Source organism: Winogradskyella immobilis, assembly GCF_021887715.1.
Lineage (GTDB): Bacteria > Bacteroidota > Bacteroidia > Flavobacteriales > Flavobacteriaceae > Winogradskyella > Winogradskyella immobilis.
This window is the reverse complement of the sequence record NZ_JAIQXX010000003.1, coordinates 126,148-138,943: the sequence shown is the minus strand read 5'-3', so window position 1 is coordinate 138,943 and position 12,796 is coordinate 126,148. Positions and strand designations below refer to the sequence as shown.

At 30.1% G+C, this 12,796-nt stretch carries 16 protein-coding genes; 5 read left to right on the top strand and 11 right to left on the bottom strand.

All coding sequences use genetic code 11. The features are described from left to right. Window positions 1-44 precede the first annotated feature (44 nt). On the bottom strand, window positions 45-1,343 hold the full coding sequence (locus K8Z87_RS03570; protein WP_227476108.1) for an anthranilate synthase component I family protein: 1,299 nt from the start codon (window positions 1,341-1,343) through the stop codon (window positions 45-47). 140 nt (window positions 1,344-1,483) lie between these two features. Here K8Z87_RS03570 and K8Z87_RS03565 point away from each other — a divergent pair, with 140 nt between their 5' ends. Further along, window positions 1,484-2,833, top strand: coding sequence for a DEAD/DEAH box helicase (locus K8Z87_RS03565; RefSeq protein WP_227476203.1), 1,350 nt, complete (start codon window positions 1,484-1,486; stop codon window positions 2,831-2,833). Between the two features lie 52 nt (window positions 2,834-2,885). Here K8Z87_RS03565 and K8Z87_RS03560 read toward each other — a convergent pair whose 3' ends face one another. The 6 genes from K8Z87_RS03560 to K8Z87_RS03535 form a co-directional block, all read right to left on the bottom strand. Next, entirely contained in the window at window positions 2,886-3,392 is a 507-nt protein-coding gene (locus tag K8Z87_RS03560; RefSeq protein ID WP_227476107.1) for a nuclear transport factor 2 family protein, read from the bottom strand. A 31-nt stretch (window positions 3,393-3,423) separates the two neighbouring features. Further along, on the bottom strand, window positions 3,424-4,248 hold the full coding sequence (locus K8Z87_RS03555) for a mechanosensitive ion channel family protein (protein WP_227476106.1): 825 nt from the start codon (window positions 4,246-4,248) through the stop codon (window positions 3,424-3,426). A gap of 31 nt (window positions 4,249-4,279) precedes the next feature. Then, complete coding sequence (locus K8Z87_RS03550; protein WP_227476105.1) at window positions 4,280-4,480, bottom strand: hypothetical protein; 201 nt, start codon at window positions 4,478-4,480, stop codon at window positions 4,280-4,282. Continuing rightward, on the bottom strand, window positions 4,449-5,027 hold the full coding sequence (locus K8Z87_RS03545; protein WP_227476104.1) for an RNA polymerase sigma factor: 579 nt from the start codon (window positions 5,025-5,027) through the stop codon (window positions 4,449-4,451). Before K8Z87_RS03545 ends, K8Z87_RS03550 begins: the two co-directional genes overlap by 32 nt. Before the next feature lie 163 nt (window positions 5,028-5,190). Further along, window positions 5,191-5,856, bottom strand: coding sequence for a hypothetical protein (locus tag K8Z87_RS03540; RefSeq protein ID WP_227476103.1), 666 nt, complete (start codon window positions 5,854-5,856; stop codon window positions 5,191-5,193). An 11-nt stretch (window positions 5,857-5,867) separates the two neighbouring features. After that, on the bottom strand, window positions 5,868-6,239 hold the full coding sequence (locus K8Z87_RS03535; protein WP_227476102.1) for a hypothetical protein: 372 nt from the start codon (window positions 6,237-6,239) through the stop codon (window positions 5,868-5,870). 192 nt (window positions 6,240-6,431) lie between these two features. Between K8Z87_RS03535 and K8Z87_RS03530 the strand changes: the two genes are divergently transcribed. Both K8Z87_RS03530 and K8Z87_RS03525 read left to right on the top strand, forming a co-directional pair. Beyond that, on the top strand, window positions 6,432-7,481 hold the full coding sequence (locus K8Z87_RS03530) for a sensor histidine kinase (protein ID WP_227476101.1): 1,050 nt from the start codon (window positions 6,432-6,434) through the stop codon (window positions 7,479-7,481). After that, window positions 7,474-8,232: a LytR/AlgR family response regulator transcription factor gene (locus K8Z87_RS03525; protein WP_227476100.1), complete on the top strand. Its 759-nt coding sequence runs from the start codon at window positions 7,474-7,476 to the stop codon at window positions 8,230-8,232. Before K8Z87_RS03530 ends, K8Z87_RS03525 begins: the two co-directional genes overlap by 8 nt. Before the next feature lie 3 nt (window positions 8,233-8,235). Here the strand turns inward: K8Z87_RS03525 and K8Z87_RS03520 are convergent, their stop codons facing one another. The 4 genes from K8Z87_RS03520 to K8Z87_RS03505 form a co-directional block, all read right to left on the bottom strand. Continuing rightward, window positions 8,236-8,865, bottom strand: a complete 630-nt coding sequence (locus K8Z87_RS03520) for a DUF2306 domain-containing protein (RefSeq protein WP_227476099.1) — start codon at window positions 8,863-8,865, stop codon at window positions 8,236-8,238. Between the two features lie 110 nt (window positions 8,866-8,975). Continuing rightward, the gene (locus tag K8Z87_RS03515) at window positions 8,976-9,809 is read right to left on the bottom strand and encodes a DUF922 domain-containing protein (protein WP_227476098.1); all 834 of its coding nucleotides are present in this window, start codon (window positions 9,807-9,809) and stop codon (window positions 8,976-8,978) included. A 4-nt stretch (window positions 9,810-9,813) separates the two neighbouring features. Further along, a complete protein-coding gene (locus K8Z87_RS03510) occupies window positions 9,814-10,164 on the bottom strand; it encodes a bleomycin resistance protein (RefSeq protein WP_227476097.1) in 351 nt (116 codons plus the stop codon). A 12-nt stretch (window positions 10,165-10,176) separates the two neighbouring features. Beyond that, window positions 10,177-10,665 carry a DUF7000 family protein gene (locus K8Z87_RS03505; protein WP_227476096.1) on the bottom strand — a complete coding sequence of 163 codons (489 nt, stop codon included), beginning with the start codon at window positions 10,663-10,665 and terminating at the stop codon, window positions 10,177-10,179. Between the two features lie 189 nt (window positions 10,666-10,854). On the opposite strand from K8Z87_RS03505, the gene K8Z87_RS03500 reads away from it, so the two are divergent. After that, window positions 10,855-11,181 (top strand): hypothetical protein, encoded by a 327-nt coding sequence (locus K8Z87_RS03500; protein ID WP_227476095.1) that lies wholly within the window; start codon window positions 10,855-10,857, stop codon window positions 11,179-11,181. 596 nt (window positions 11,182-11,777) lie between these two features. Beyond that, complete coding sequence (locus tag K8Z87_RS03495; RefSeq protein WP_227476094.1) at window positions 11,778-12,698, top strand: hypothetical protein; 921 nt, start codon at window positions 11,778-11,780, stop codon at window positions 12,696-12,698. Window positions 12,699-12,796: the final 98 nt, after the last annotated feature.

The following is a 12,796-nucleotide window of genomic DNA, read 5'->3' as shown; positions in this document are numbered from 1 at the left end:
AGCTCTAAACACAACTTATTACTTTATACTTATGCCTATTAAAACTAATTTTCTAAAACCTCACGCATTGCTTTTGCTTTAATTAGGCATTCTTCGTATTCTTTTAACGGATCACTTTTTGCTGTTATGGCACTACCGACTGAATATGAAATATATTGTTTTGTTTCATTATATAAAATACTTCTTATAATAACATTAAAATCAAAATCCCCATTTGGTTTAAAGTAACCTACAGAACCCGAATACAAACCGCGTTTAGTCATTTCTAGTTTTTCAATAATTTTCATGGCAGAAATTTTTGGAGCTCCCGTCATACTTCCCATTGGAAACGTTGTTTTAATAATATCTACAGGATGTGTATCTGCTGTTACTTTTGATGACACCGTTGAAATCATTTGATGCACTTGTAAAAAAGAATATACTTTACACAACTCTTCTACTCTAACACTTCCTTTCATTGCTGTATGTGACAGATCATTACGCACCAAATCGACGATCATTATATTTTCGCTCCGTTCTTTAGGGTCATTCTCTAAGTCTTCGGCGAGTCTCTCATCTTCTATTTTATTTTTAGAGCGTTTTGCTGTACCTTTTATAGGCTGAGAAATTACAGTAGCATCTTCTTTTTTAATATAACGTTCTGGTGAAGCAGATAATAAATACTTATCCTCAGTTTTTAAAAACGTAGCAAAAGGAGGTTGAGATATTTGATTGAGTTTATTAAATGTATCAATAGGGTTGATATTACTATTCTCTGCATAAAACTCTTGACAAAAATTGGCTTCATAAATATCACCTCTACTAATATGTGATAGCATCTTGTTTACGTTTTCAAAATACATATCCTTAGTCATGCGAAGTTTAATCTTTACATTTTGTAACTCATGAGTCATTTCTTTTTCATCTAAAATCATCTCAGATATAGATTTAAAATCTTCTTCAATCTCATCATCTACCATTTTTAAGTATTGCATTTCTAGTGCATTCCCTTTTAGTAAAAACAATTTTTTAGGCTGAAAAAAATACAAGTCCGGAAATTCTAATTCATCTATATTTTGAGAATTTAAAGCTTCTGTGGTATTCTTTAAATCGTAAGTTAAGTATCCAAAAATCCAATCTTCAACTGAAGATTGATATTCTTTTAAGGCTTCAAAAGCATCAAAATAATCCGTTTTAATCGCTGTAAACGCATCTACTGCAATAATAGCATCATAACTACTGTATGTGTCTGTATGATTATTAGCATCCATAAAAACAACATCATCATACTGTTGTGCCCAATCTAAGAGCTTACTCTTAAATGCTTTTTCGTTTACAGTTTTATGGTATAAAGTTCTTTTCAATACAGGTATAATAAATGCAAATTACTGAAAATTAATAGGCATAAAAAACAAAGTTTTTATCAATCTAACCTGAGCTTAAAATGAAAAGCTATCTTTGCCCTAAAATCTAAAATAAATTCTTGTTGTTACAAGAAATAGATATGACGTTTCAGGATTTAAATTTAAACACGCCGCTATATAATGCTATTGATGATTTAGGGTTTACTACTCCTACTCCAATACAAGCAGAAGCCTTTAATGTAGTTGCTTCAGGAAAAGATGTTGTTGGTATTGCCCAAACAGGTACTGGTAAAACCTATGCGTATATGTTACCTATTTTACGCAATCTTAAATTCTCTAAACAAGAAAATCCTAGAGTTTTAATCTTAGTACCAACACGAGAATTGGTTGTGCAAGTCGTTAATGATATTGAAAAACTTTCTAAATATATTAACAATCGTGTTTTGGGAGTTTATGGTGGCACAAACATTAACACCCAAAAACAAGCTGTTGCACAAGGGGTTGACATTATTGTAGCTACGCCAGGACGTCTTTATGATTTAGCGGTAAGTCGAGTTTTACAATTAAAATCGATTCAAAAATTAGTGATTGATGAAGTTGATGTTATGCTCGATTTAGGGTTTAGACATCAACTCTTAAATATTTTTGATATTCTACCAGAGCGACGTCAAAACATTATGTTTTCTGCAACAATGACCGAAGATGTAGATCATTTAATTACAGATTTTTTTATCAACCCTACAAAAATAGCGATCGCTGTATCTGGTACACCACTAGAAAACATTAAACAAATACGTTACAACGTTCCTAACTTTTATACCAAAGTTAACCTATTAGAGTATCTCCTTGGTGACGAATCTCATTATACTAAAGTGATCATTTTTGTGGCTTTTAAAAAGATGGCTGATCGTTTGTTTGATAAGGTTGAAGAATTATTTCCTGGACAATCTTGTGTCATTCACTCTAATAAAACACAGAATTACCGTTTGCGTAGTATAGAGCAGTTTAGAAGTGGTGAGAATCGTCTATTAATTGCGACTGATGTTATGGCTCGTGGATTAGATATAGATGGTGTGTCTCATGTCATTAATTTTGATACTCCTACTTATCCTGAAAATTACATGCACCGCATTGGTAGAACAGGAAGAGCAGAGAAACAAGGTCATGCGCTTTTATTATCTACTGAAAAAGAACAAGACGGTAGAGAAAAGATTGAAGCCTTAATGCAAATGGAAATTGAAACTCTTGAAATCCCTGAATACATAGAAATTTCAAAAGAACTCATTGAAGAAGAACGCACTGTTATTAAGGAACGTTACAACCCAACAAAACGAAGAGATGAAGATGCTCCAGGACCGGCTTTTCATGAGAAAAAAGAAAAAAACCAAAAAGAAAATTTAGGCGGATCTTACCGTCGTGAAATTGCTAAAAAATACAAGAAGCCTAAAACTCGCGGCGACAAAAATTATAATAGACGAAATAAAAAATAAATCCCTTATATATACTTAGAAATAGAATAACCACTATTTACTTTAACCGTATTTAAAACTTCAATGGTGCGTGTGTTTCAAAATCGTCTTTGTTAAGTGCATGCCCATTAATGGTTGTGGTATCCCAATCTTGTGTGATTTTCCATTGTCCATTTATTTTTTTTAGAACAATATGAAATTGCCCATAACTATCATTAACGCTACCGTTAACTGTAGCTCTAATTCTATAAAAACCAACTTCGTAAGATGTTGTTTTATTAGTAAATCTACTATCGAACCAAAAATCTAGTTTTATAGAAACTTTATTTGTTTTAGAAGCTTTAAAACGCTCTATATTCCCTAATTTATAAGCTTCTTCTGTATCAATACCTTGTGGTGTAACACGTAATGTTTTATCTGCATAAATAGCATTTAAAGCTGATGCGTCTAAAGTTTCAAAAGCATTTTGAAAGGGTTTCCAAACAGTTTTATCTATTTCGTTTTGAATAGATTTAGCGTTAGATTGTGCATTAATAGTTGCACCAAAAATCAGCATTAAAAATAAGTATAGTGCCTTCATAATATTATATTTATAATTAAAAGATTATTGATTATAAGATTTTTATTTGAGTACTAGTTAAATCATCAATAGGTACAATTAGTTTTTCATTATCGTTTTTAAGGACAATAAATATATTTTCTATGCTATCTACTTCAAAAATAGAATTATTAAATTCTATTTTTTGTCCAACTTCATAAGTTTTTCTAGCATAAAATGTTTTTAATAATTTTGTAATCACCTCTTTTGCTCCTAAACCAAATGCTATTGCAAAAGCCAATAAAAAAGCACCTATAATCATTACTACGTTATTAGTAATAATTTCGGTATCTACACCTGCTTGATTTAATGCTGTAATGGATATAAAGGTTAATAACAGGAAAAATATGACTTGACTAATCATTTTTCCTCCGGATAAATCCATAGATTCAAACAATGATTTTAATCCATTCTTTACAAAATTTGCAAAGAGTAAACCTATCATAAAAACAATAAGAGCAGTAAATAATTTAGGTAAATACGCCAATAAGTTTCCTATCTGTTCTGAGATAATTTTAAGGTTCATTATATCTGATGCCATAATAATTAGCATGATATACATAATCCACTTTACAAAACTTGACATGACCTTAACGGTGTCAAAATTTAAGTTTTTGCCTTCTACAATTTCTATCTCATTTATTTTTTCGTCTAACTTGCTAACTTTAGCTAGTTTCAAGACTTTTTTAATAATTTTTACAACGAGTTTTGTCATGAAAAAACCAATAACTAAAACAAATAGTGTTCCTATAATATTAGGAAATATCTTAGAGATCTCTAACCACATTGTTGTTAGTGATTCCATTGCTATATCTTTAAACCCTGAAATTTTCCCCATATTAGTTTTATTTTAGTTGATGTTATTAAAATTAATCTTTTTTACGTTTTGATGAAACTGTTTCTATAATATGTGCAAAATTATACGAAAATAGTTCAGCGATTTCCATAATTAATTTAGCCATAGCAATATCACTCATTACTTTAGCCTTTAGTTCTGGTGGAACTTGTTTTATAGGCTTATTTATGTACTCAAAAGGATTATCCATGACTCCTATAATTTGTGTACGCATGTACAAGTTTCGCTTTCGCTCTTTTAATACGCATTTTTACTGCGCTTTCTCCTATATCTAATGCACTAGAAATTTCTTTTATACTTAAACCATCTTCATATTTAAGTAGCAAGATCATTTTTTCATCTGGTGCTATTAGTTCTATTACTCTTTTAAGCTTTTCTATTTTCATATCAGAAAACCCTATTTCTGGCTCAGTATCACTAACATTTACCATTACATCTGGGCTTACCGATTGTTTCTCTATTTTTTTTGCTGTGTTTCGGGTTACATAATTAACACAATGGTTATATGTAAAGGCATACAACCACGTAGAAAACTTTGACTTGTGCTTAAAACTAGCCAGCTTTACAAATAAATTTAAAAACACATCTTGCGTTAAATCTTTTGCCTCGTCTCCATCTCTAGCAAAACCATAACATTTATTATATACCAAGTTTGCATACCTATCATATAAGACTTCAAACAGCAATGTGTTTTTGTCTTTTACAATGGCAACCACTAAGTCTTCATCACTTAATTTTTGAATGGCGCTAGGCTGTTTCAAAAGATCTCCTTGGTTAGTTGTTTTTATATATCGTTAAAGTTAAGACACTCCATTGAGATTGAAGTCACTTTTTTTTTAATAAAAAAAAAAAAAAACGAACTTAAAAAGTTCGTTTTAGAAAATATCATAATTAATGTAATATTTAAAGTTTCTTAAAATAATTCTACTTCCAATTATTAGGCCTTTCAGGAATATAAACAACATCAATTTCGATATTATCTCCATACTTAATTAGTATTGAACACAATACAGAAACATTTTTTCCATTGTGAATGGCTGGTTTCATCACTGGCATTTTTCTAAGCACTCTCAAAATTTCTGCCTGAATGGTTACTTCTGAGTCTCTGACTTTCATACCAGTTCGATTTCCGTTTTCATCAATTACAAAGAAAGCATCTACCTGCTTTGGCTCAGAAAGGTTTAAATCTTTAGATACGCCTACGTTAAACTCTCTTTTAATAAATGCCACTATTTTATTCTTAAAACATTCTCTAGTTTCTTCTTTAGAAAGGTCTTCGCAACCTTCATAAATAGGCACTATATCTACATCTTTTAATATCATTCTATTATCTGGGCTGAAATTTGCTAAACCATCATCATGTGTCATTATACTACATAAACTTAATATGGCCTGCTCCTCTTGTTTAGTTATATTTCCTTGCACCATTATTTGCTGTTGAACGGCATTAATTCTATTTATAAGTTCGCTTTCGGATTGATTTGATGAAGATTTACCACACGAAACATTAAATAACAGTATCGCAATAATTGATAATTTTACTAATAAATTAAATGTCCTATTATTTATTGCTTCTTGTATCTGTATCATATTTGTTTATTTTATTCTTGTGTTTCTGTTTTATGCGTCCATTTGTAGGCTAATATTCCAATCCTACCAATAGTAAAAGCAAATAATCCAAAAATTACTGTTAGCATAGATACTTTTAATCCGGCAGAAAAAAGATCTGGCCTTACATTACCGATAGCTTCTACCATATCAAATAAGTCTATTAAACTGTATACAGAGGCAAAACAACCGATTACTAAACTTAGTATACTAGACTCATTGACCAAGCCAATCATTTTTTTGGATTGCGTTATATTTTTATTCATTGTAATAAAAGCTCTTACTATAAAAAATAGAGATAGTAATAGCGTTATTAATATGATATACATAAATGGTCCACCTTGAGTTAATAGTCTTGAAATCATATTTGTTTATTTTATAGTTAATACACTGCGAACTTATAATTTTACTTCGCTACTTATTTAATAATGCGACAAGCAACCAATTTTGTAAGGGATTAAACATTTTTGTTAAAACCAGTATTAAATCTGTTATTCATCTACAAAATCACATCTGCACCTAAAAATGAACTATTATTGTAGTATTATTAGATTAAGTTGAAATCAAAAAAACACTATATAAAACAAACGCTTCTACATCTTTTTTTTTGGTGTGCAGTGCTTTTCATTTTTACACTTGTTTTTAGTACAGGCAATACCTTAGATGTTAATACATTTTATTTCTCTGTGTTTTTAATGCCTATCACTATTGGTACTACTTACATTTCTATTTACAAACTCATTCCTGATTACCTCATCACTAAAAGATATGCATTGTTTAGTCTTTATACATTTTACACCGTAATTATTTCTATTTTTTGCATTATGTTTTCTGTGTTTTTTGGTCTGGCTTTTCTCACGGATTTTAAGTTTACTGAAGTCGTATCACTTTCTCGTAATACAATATTTATCATATCCTGTATTTACTTAGTGGTTATTATTGTAAGTGCTTTTAAACTCTTAAAACTAAACCTAAAACAGTCTAAGCATAACGCCGAACTCGAAGCCAAAATATTAGAAGCACAATTAAAATTAAAGCAACAAGAGTTAAGTTATTTAAAAATGCAGATTCATCCGCATTTTCTATTTAATACGTTAAATACACTATATGGTTTTGCACTTAAAAAATCTGAAACAACTCCTGATTTAATTTTAAAACTTTCTAATTTATTAGATTATGTATTATACCAAGTTAATAAGCCTTTAGTAGAATTAAAAGATGAAATCAACCACATTAAAGACTATATTAGTTTAGAGCAAATGCGATTTAATGACACTTTAAACATTGATTTTAAATCTGACAACTGTATTAATAATCTTGAAATTGCACCAATGCTATTTTTACCTTTTGTTGAAAATAGTTTTAAGCATGGAAAAATAGTAAACGGAACACTTAAAATTTCAATAGCTTTTAAATGCGATAATGAACATATTGATTTTTCGATTACAAATTCGCACCAAAACAATCAATCAACCAAAAATGGCATTGGGTTAGAAAACATTAAAAAACGCTTAGAATTGCTATATAAAAATGATTATGATTTAGATATCTCTGAAACCAAAAACAATTACAGCGTGCAACTAAAATTACACCTAAACAATGGCTAAAACCGTATCTTGTATTATAGTCGATGATGAAGCAATTGCAAGAGACATTATAGCTTCTCATTTATCTAAGATTGAAAACATTGAGGTTGTCAAGCAATGTAAAAATGCCATAGAAGCTTTTAATTTTATTAGTAATAATACAGTTGACTTAGTTTTCTTAGATATTAATATGCCAGAGATATCTGGTATTGCCTTTGCTAAATCCATTAACAAAAACATAAAGATTATTTTTACCACAGCCTATAGAGATTATGCTGTTGAAGGTTTTGACTTGCAAGCTGTAGATTATGTAATGAAACCGATCTCTTTTGAGCGATTATTACAAGCCGTAAACCGTTATTTTGAGGTTAGTTCTGCTTCTCAATTAGATCTACCTATTAAAAGAGAGCTACAAGATTTTATTTTTGTACGTGCTGATCGGGAAATGCAAAAAATAGACTTCGGTAGTATTATCTATATTGAAAGTTATAGCGATTATATTAAAATTTATACTAGAGATACTTCGACTGTGCTTCGACACGCTCAGCATGACACGCTCAGCACAAACAGAATCATTGTTACTCGAGAAACGATTAGTAGTATTGAAGCCAAGCTTCCAAAATCTCAATTCTTAAGGATTCATCGCTCTTATATTATTGCCATTTCTCAAATAGAAGCGTTTACAAACGAACATATTACAATAAATAACAAAGCTTTATCTATTAGTAGAAGTTATAAAAAAGAAGTACTCAAGGTATTAGACACCTTTTAAAAGCTAACGCTTTTTATTGAGCTGAAACACCACCTGAGCAATTAAAAGTGGTATTGCCCAAGTCGACCAAATTACAGTAGGTGCAATCTCTGGAAAACTTCCTAATTCCTGAATTAAAGGTAAATCCATAATCCATCGAAACGATATAAAACCAAACGTTACAATATAACTTCTAACCATCCATTGTCTATGACTTTCAATTTGTTTTTTACGAATGGTATAGTATGCCATAAAAGCTGTTGTCACCCAAACAACTCCTAACATTTGAAGTGAAAATGCCCATGCAAAATTTAATTGTATGGCTAAAGTCCAAGCCATTACTGTTGAACATATCGAAGAAATTAAAATGGCAATTAAATAGACTTTACCTAAAGTTCGGTGCAACTTTATATATTTATTTCTGAAGTTTTTCCAAAATTGAAATGGGCCAATCAGTAAGGCTAATATACCGCCAGATAAGTGACCTATAAGCCACCATTTTATAACAAACAATCTACCTAAGATAGATTCTTCTAGAGTATAAAATTTAAAATCGTCTACAACATAAGTCAATGAGAATAAGAATAAAAATGCTAAAATTAATAAGCCGAATATAGATTTTGCATTAAGGGGTCTTAACAATGATTCGCGCATAACTAATTGATGTATTGGTTGATATAGATAAGCAATTTACACTATTTTTAATAAACTCAATTTTAGAAACCATTAACCAGCTCATTATAAAACCTTAATAAATAAAAAAGTTAATTGCTTTTATATAAATCGTACTTAATCAATTCTATTTCAACTACAGACTCCCAATACTCTTGTGTTGCATTTTTTTCGCCATATTTTGTTTCACTATCATACTTTTTTTGGCGTTTATTTAATTCTTCAAAAATAGAGTCAAAGATTTTTTTGGCTCTGGCTCCTTCATGAGGTTTAATCTTAGCTTCATCAAATGCTTTTCTTAATTTTCTGGAATAGATCTCCGTCAGGTCAAAATGAATCTGCTCGTGACGTAATACATAATCTGTTCTACCTTTAGGTATTACCCAACTTCCGTAGTTATTAAATGTGGCTTGTACAAACAAATTTCCTGTCTTAAACGCATTAAAACCTGTTTCAAAACCAAAACCAGAATTGGTCACTGCGAGTGTATTAGGAAAAGCTTTCCGATCTGGGACACCTTTAAAATCGTCCCATGTTAATTTCCTGTCTGCTGTCCAAACAATCTCTGTTTCATAGGTTTTAGGTTTGTCTACTTTATAAATTTTAGCCCGTAAACGGTGGCAAGAACTCCATTTATCTGGTGTTTTATGCTGAGTCACCTTAATAACATTAGCTCCATTTTGTCTTGCCAATTGCTTTAAATTAATAATGTTTTCATAATAGGTGCAATTGGACGAGAAACCTCCATCAGTAGCTTTAACCTCACCAACTAAAACTCCTTCTATGTTTTGATCATCATTTATACGCAATACTACCACAAGTTCATCGTTTTGTAGCGCTGGTTGTGGATTTAATATTGTGCTTTTAAGTTTAGGAGAACAACTTACTAAAATTAAAAGTGTAATACAGGCAAGGTGTCGTTTCATAGATTTAAAGGCTTTGCCCAAATGTCAATAAGTTACTATCTGGATCTAGTATAGAAAACTCTCTTTGTCCCCAAGGTTTCATTTCTAATGATCCATTAGGGTGAATTTTTATTTTGTTATCTAATAGCTCTTGGTATAAATCATCAATATTTTCTACTCTAATATACACTTGTCCATAATTCTCTTTTGGGTTTAGCGTATTAAATTCAAAGAAATGAATTTCGATATTGTCTTTATAAACCATTAAGTAACCTTCATAGTCGCCAATATTTTGAAATCTTAATTGATTAACATAAAAGGCTTTTGTAATAGTTTTACTACGCATTGGCAATTTTGGATGAATCCCTGTTAACATGTTTTATTCTTTTTAATTCAACGTTTTAATTGCTTTAATAATTTCGTCTGATGATTTTATCAACGCCTTTTCAATATTTTGAGATAATAAAGGCAAGTTATCAAAATCTGGTTCATTCATAAGTATTGCTTCTAAAACAGAATATTTAGGCATTTCTTTTTTGTCTTTATTCCATTTAGAGGTTTTTAATAAATTCCAATATTTCTTTTGATTAGTTATTGTATTTCCTAAGAGCCAAATTTCAAATCGCATTTCAGAGTGATTCAGTACTAATCCTAATTTTAGCTTTTTACTTTTTAAAAATGCATTAGAGTAATAAAAATACGTATAATCCATATATCCGTGAAGTATACCAGTAAATGAATATTGGTCAGATAAACTTTTAATAAAGTTTACTCTTAGCTTCATCACAAAATTCACCAATTGATTATAAGCAATTAATATGTCTCCTTTGTCAAGTTGTTCTTTATAAACCGCAACATAATAGTTTAAGTTTTTCATAATAGCTTGTTATTTTATGTATAGCCGCTAACAGGATTTATAGGTGTATCCTATATAAATGTAAGAAAAAATTAATCCTATCTTATGACATACTATCAAATTAATGAAAAAGAATAATTTATAATTAAACTTTAAAATCAATACCATTTTTAAAGAGATTTAATTTAGCTTCGCTAAAAAACAGAAATCATGGTACAACGTATATGGCATGGCTACACTACACTAGAAAATGCTGATGCTTATGAAAATCTACTAATAAATGAGATTATGCCTGGTATTGCAGATAAACAAATCCCAGGCTATTTAGGCATGCAAATATTAAGACGTATCTCTGAAGAATGTAATGATGAAGTTGAATTTATATCCATCATGAATTTTTCTAAGTTAGAGGATATTACAGGCTTTATGGGTAAAGATTATGCCGTAGCTAACTTACCAGAAAAAGCTGTTAAACTCATGAAACGTTATGACACACGTTCTCAGCATTATGATATAAGAGACCAGAAAGAATATTGATGATTTGAGGTGTTCGCTTATCGTTATTGTATATGGTTAGTTGCTTTGAGCACTAAGTTAGTAAAAAAGAACTGCGCATAGGAAATTCGGCAGAATTTCCGTGATACTCTTTATCCACTCTCAAGCAATTAATTATACACTTTGTTAGCTTTTAGTTGCATTGTATGACAAGATATTTTGGAGGTGCCAATATCATAAAATGTCATGCTCTTTAACTTAAAAACCTAGATTTTGTACATAAAAAAAGCCAAAATGACAAATTAGTCATTTCGGCATGATTTTTGTAGCTTTTTAGGCTATTGAATTTTGCAATTAAGACTTAAATCTTAACTATTATATCGAGACTTACGATCTTTATATAATAACGATAATAGGCCTTAATTATTTTGTATTAAATGAGATATTTTGCGGATATCTGCATGCAAATATATAAAAACATTTGTTAATTGAATGTTAATAATGTTAAAAACTTAAATTATTTAGTCGTAGAAATTTTGCTTAACCACCGGAAATAGTCAATACTTGAGCTCAATTATTTTTGAATTCAAGCTTAAAGTTGACGAACAAAAATTTTATTAATAGCAAAAAATAATACGATGTATAATATATCTACATTTTTTAAAATCGATGGGCAACAACCTAAACTTGAATTTGTTGACATCAAACTAAGTACGGACAATTTATTATTTATTGATCCAAGATTAATTGAAATCTCTGATTCAGCTGTTGCTAAAGAAATGCAACTTAGAATAGAAGCTTTTTGGGGAGAATTAATTAAAGCCGTAAGGGCAAAGAATCAATTTAGAGTTAATCAATTACTTTCTGGACTAAGCGAGCCTCATGAAACAAGATTGGGTTATTCTTTTAGTAAACATTCAGGTAATTCAGTCGGAGAAAAATTAAAACCAAAAATCATTGATGCAATTCAGAGAAATAAGGCTGTTAGAACTGGAGTTTTGAGCCATTTTTCTGATGTTGAGCTGTTCATTGAAGATATTGGTTGTGATAGAATTTCTGACATAACAACTAAAATCATTAAAGAGGTTTTGGTTGAATATACTCAGAAACAGTGTGAGCTCTTAGAAATCCCAATGACTGAAGTTTGGCAAAATGATATGTTTGATTACAGAACCTATAAATGGGCAACGAAGAAGGTATTTCTTCCTGTTTTTGCCGATAAGCCAATAATTTTTGTGCCTAAGAATTTAGTTAGGCTCGAAAATTCAGCCAATAGTAATCTAAATAGTTTTTATAGATTCGCTATTAGGAATTTCATTAGTAATGATACAGAAATGCTTGAGGATATTAGTCCGACAGGTAAAAATGGTGAAATTAAGCTTAGAGATGTAAAAGGTAAGCATCCTCTTAATAAAGAATCACTTACTAATTGGTCAATTAAATTTGGTAAACTTTTGGTTGATTATAAATCCGAATATTTGAACGATAGGTTAAATCCTTTATCCGATTCAGAGATTATGGAAATTGTTTATGGTCAAGGCTATTCACAAGCTAGTTAATTTAAAATTGATGAATATTATAAGAGCAGGCAATTTGCCTGCTTTTTTTTGCGAACAGTTTTGAGCAATTAAAGCTAACGTAAAAATAAAAAGAGTTT

Coding starts and splice junctions, on each gene's coding strand:
- K8Z87_RS03565 (WP_227476203.1), top strand. CDS start 1,484: ATGACGTTTCAGGATTTAAATTTAAACACGCCGCTATATAATGCTATT.
- K8Z87_RS03510 (WP_227476097.1), bottom strand. CDS start 10,164: ATGTTAACAGGGATTCATCCAAAATTGCCAATGCGTAGTAAAACTATT.
- K8Z87_RS03505 (WP_227476096.1), bottom strand. CDS start 10,665: ATGAAAAACTTAAACTATTATGTTGCGGTTTATAAAGAACAACTTGAC.
- K8Z87_RS03540 (WP_227476103.1), bottom strand. CDS start 5,856: ATGATACAGATACAAGAAGCAATAAATAATAGGACATTTAATTTATTA.
- K8Z87_RS03525 (WP_227476100.1), top strand. CDS start 7,474: ATGGCTAAAACCGTATCTTGTATTATAGTCGATGATGAAGCAATTGCA.
- K8Z87_RS03560 (WP_227476107.1), bottom strand. CDS start 3,392: ATGAAGGCACTATACTTATTTTTAATGCTGATTTTTGGTGCAACTATT.
- K8Z87_RS03555 (WP_227476106.1), bottom strand. CDS start 4,248: ATGGGGAAAATTTCAGGGTTTAAAGATATAGCAATGGAATCACTAACA.
- K8Z87_RS03535 (WP_227476102.1), bottom strand. CDS start 6,239: ATGATTTCAAGACTATTAACTCAAGGTGGACCATTTATGTATATCATA.
- K8Z87_RS03500 (WP_227476095.1), top strand. CDS start 10,855: ATGGTACAACGTATATGGCATGGCTACACTACACTAGAAAATGCTGAT.
- K8Z87_RS03495 (WP_227476094.1), top strand. CDS start 11,778: ATGTATAATATATCTACATTTTTTAAAATCGATGGGCAACAACCTAAA.
- K8Z87_RS03550 (WP_227476105.1), bottom strand. CDS start 4,480: ATGCGTACACAAATTATAGGAGTCATGGATAATCCTTTTGAGTACATA.
- K8Z87_RS03520 (WP_227476099.1), bottom strand. CDS start 8,865: ATGCGCGAATCATTGTTAAGACCCCTTAATGCAAAATCTATATTCGGC.
- K8Z87_RS03515 (WP_227476098.1), bottom strand. CDS start 9,809: ATGAAACGACACCTTGCCTGTATTACACTTTTAATTTTAGTAAGTTGT.